The organism is Protofrankia sp. Cr1 (assembly GCF_963555865.1).
Lineage (GTDB): Bacteria > Actinomycetota > Actinomycetes > Frankiales > Frankiaceae > Protofrankia.
The window spans coordinates 3761-6176 of record NZ_CAUVXO010000256.1; the positions used below are offsets into that span (position 1 = coordinate 3761).

Annotated in this window: 2 protein-coding genes and 1 pseudogene; all 3 read right to left on the reverse strand. The window is 71.7% G+C overall.

What is annotated here, in order from left to right:
* Positions 1-647: pseudogene (locus tag U9980_RS18150) on the reverse strand (acetyl-CoA hydrolase); the annotation flags it as partial.
* 17 nt (positions 648-664) lie between these two features.
* On the reverse strand, positions 665-1825 hold the full coding sequence (locus U9980_RS18155) for a thiolase C-terminal domain-containing protein (RefSeq protein WP_322755239.1): 1161 nt from the start codon (positions 1823-1825) through the stop codon (positions 665-667).
* The coding region (locus U9980_RS18160) for a Zn-ribbon domain-containing OB-fold protein (protein WP_322769011.1) at positions 1822-2416 on the reverse strand (595 nt) is incomplete at its 5' end. The genes U9980_RS18155 and U9980_RS18160, both read right to left, overlap by 4 nt.

The window sequence follows — 2416 nt, forward strand, 5'->3', positions numbered from 1 at the left end:
ACCCGCAGCGCGTCCAGGGTGGCGGCGCCGAGCGGCCCGGGTCCGACCTGCACCCGTGCACCGCTGGGAATCAACGTCACGACATGCCGCGCGATCGCCGCGTGTTCCGGACCGATCCGCGCGGGCGGGATCTCCAGCGGCGGCTGGTTGGCGCGGGCGACGACGACCACCTGGTCAGCCGGTAGCGGTGGGCCCGCGTCGGCCCGTGGTAGCGCGTCGTTGACGACGGCCGCGACGACGGTGCCGGCGCCGACGGCGGCCCGCATCCAGGACACCTCGCTACCGAACGCGAAACCGCCTGGTACCTCGACGAGCGCGGCGACGAGCACATCGGGGCGCAGCGGGCCGCGGACCAATGCCGGAGTCGCGCCCAAGGCGACGGGCAGGTAGCGCACATGGCCGGTGTCGATCGCGCGGCGCAACCCCCAGCCACCCATCAGCGCCCGGACCTCGGCGAACGCGGTGAGATCAAGCCCGGGGTCGGCGGCCGGCACCCAGCCCAGCAGCAGCGATACGTCGCCGTACCCGCGGGCGAGCGCGCTCAGCTCGGCGGATACGGCGCGGGGGGCGCCGACGCCGTCGGCGATCGCGATCCGGGAGCCGGCGCGGATGAGGTCCCGCAGCGCGGCGGTCCCGGCGTCAGCCACTGTCGGTGGCCCCTTGGTCAGCCACGGTCGGTGGACAGCAGCGTGACGGCTGACACCGCCGTCGGCCCACCGATGTTGTGCGCGAGTGCCACCCTTGCCCGGTCGATCTGGTTCGCCGCCTCGCCGCGAAGCTGTTCGACCAGCTCCACGCACTGGGCGACGCCGGTGGCGCCCGGTGGGTGGCCCTTGGCCTTGAGGCCTCCGCTCGGGTTGACCGGGATGCGGCCCTGCAGCGTCGTCGCGCCGGAGGAGACCAGCTCGGCCGCGCCGAACCGGTCGCAGAACCCGAGGTCCTCATAGCTGATCAGTTCGACCGCGGAGAAGCAGTCGTGGACCTCGGCGACGTCGACGTCGGCGGGGGAGAGGCCGGCCATCGTGAAGGCCTGCTTCGCCGCCTTCACCGTTGCCGGGAAGGTCGTCATGTCCCGTTTGTGCTGGTGCATGATCCTGTCTAGGCCGAGCCCGACACCGCGCACCCAGACCGGGTGCGCGGTGTAGCGGTCGGCGACGTCCTCGCCGGCGATGACCAGGGCGGCCGCACCGTCGCTCTGAGGGGTGCAGTCGTACAGCCCGAACGGGGCGACGACCATCGGCGCGGCCAGGACCTGCTCCATCGTGATCTCGAAGCGCAGATGTGCCTTCGGGTTGGTCACGGCGTTGTGGTGGTTCTTCACCGCGACCATGGCCATGTGTTCCCGGGTCGCCGGGGATTCGTACAGGTAACGGGCCGCGTGCAGGGCGAAGTTGGCCGGCGCGACCAGGCCGAGCGGGTAGTCCCAGGCCATGTCGCGGGTCATCGCCATCCAGTCCCAGAAGGTGGCGCGGGCCGAGGTTTCGCGCACCTTGTCGCCGCCGACGACGAGCGCGACGTCGACATGCCCGCTGGCGACGGCGAAGAACGCGTTGCGCAGCGCGTCGTTGCCGGTCGCGCAGGCGTTCTCGATCCGGGTCACAGGGATGTCGAGCAGGCCGCAGGAATCGGCCAGTACCCCGGAGGGGAAGCCGTCGGTGGTCGACAGTTCGCCGAACCACGCGGCGTCGATCGCCGTCCGGTCGAGCCCACGGTCGACGCTCGCCAGCGCCTCCGTCACCGCGAGCGGGAGGAGATCTTTGATACCCAGGTCGAAGTGCTCCCCGAACGGAGTCATCCCCGCCCCGACGATCGCTACCTTTCTCATCCCTCGACCTCCCTGGAGACCGGACCGGCGCTCGATGTGGGCTTGAGTGTTGCGGGCACCGGCAAGGGCGCAGATGCCTCCGCGGCCGCCGGCTCTGGTTCGGGTTCGGGTTCGGGTGTGGGCTTGGACGGGGCGAACGCGTACCCGTAGTCCGGCACTCCGCTTCGGATCGCGACGCGACGGAGCAGCACGCGGCCGCGGTCACCGATCGCGACCGCTCCAGGTTCGGCGTCGGTGACGTGGGTCAGCAACCGGACGCCGCTATCGCCCAGCTCGACCAGAGCCAGGCTGTAGGGGGTGGCCAGCCCGGGGACCGGAACGTTGATCGTCACCGCCGAGTAGACGGTTGCCTCCCGTGGCAGCGCCACCAGCTCAGGGGAACCCTCCATGCCGCATTCCAGGCACCGTGACCGGGGTGGCAGGGACAATGTCCCGCACGTGCCGCACCGGCCGGCGCGGAGCCGGACCTTGGCGTCGAAAGCCCGCTCGTAGGCCGGCAACGAGATCGCGATCTGGGCCTCGGAGGACATCCGCCGGATCGGCAGGGCGCGCGGCGCGGGCGCGTGGACCGCGAGCGCGGTCCGGGTCGGA